The 492-nt window shown below is 44.3% G+C and carries 2 tRNA genes; both read right to left on the reverse strand.

Going from position 1 to position 492, the window contains the following annotated elements:
• Positions 1-213 precede the first annotated feature (213 nt).
• Positions 214-287: transfer RNA gene (locus HCX49_RS25230), tRNA-Ala, on the reverse strand.
• Between the two features lie 79 nt (positions 288-366).
• A tRNA-Ile gene (locus HCX49_RS25235) sits at positions 367-443 on the reverse strand.
• Positions 444-492: the final 49 nt, after the last annotated feature.

The raw sequence follows: 492 nt of genomic DNA on the forward strand, positions 1-492 counted from the left end.
GATGCTACGCATTAATCCGTTCGGCCTTGACCGAGGGTCTTCATAATACATCGAGCACATCACAGTATTGTCTCTACTGTTGTCTTCTCTTGTAATTTTTTTTCTTTCAATATGTCAAAGAACTCTTCTTTTAGATCGGAGATATCAGATCTGAGATATCAGAAACTATAAAGTGTCTAATGTCTCTTATCCTGTGTCCCACGTCTAAGGATGTGGAGAATATCGGAGTCGAACCGATGACCCCCTGCGTGCAAGGCAGGTGCTCTAGCCAGCTGAGCTAATTCCCCGTGGTGTAGATTATAGATTCCGGAACAGAGAAAGCAGACTTTACGTCTCAGATCTCATATCTGTCATCTCACATCTAGATGGTAGTCCCGAGCAGATTTGAACTGCTGACCCCTACATTATCAGTGTAGTGCTCTAACCAACTGAGCTACGGGACTAGCTTATCATTCTATCTCTCTGGACCGTCCATTTTCAGGGATGGGCACA

The organism is Sphingobacterium sp. B16(2022), assembly GCF_012030425.1.
GTDB lineage: Bacteria > Bacteroidota > Bacteroidia > Sphingobacteriales > Sphingobacteriaceae > Sphingobacterium > Sphingobacterium anhuiense.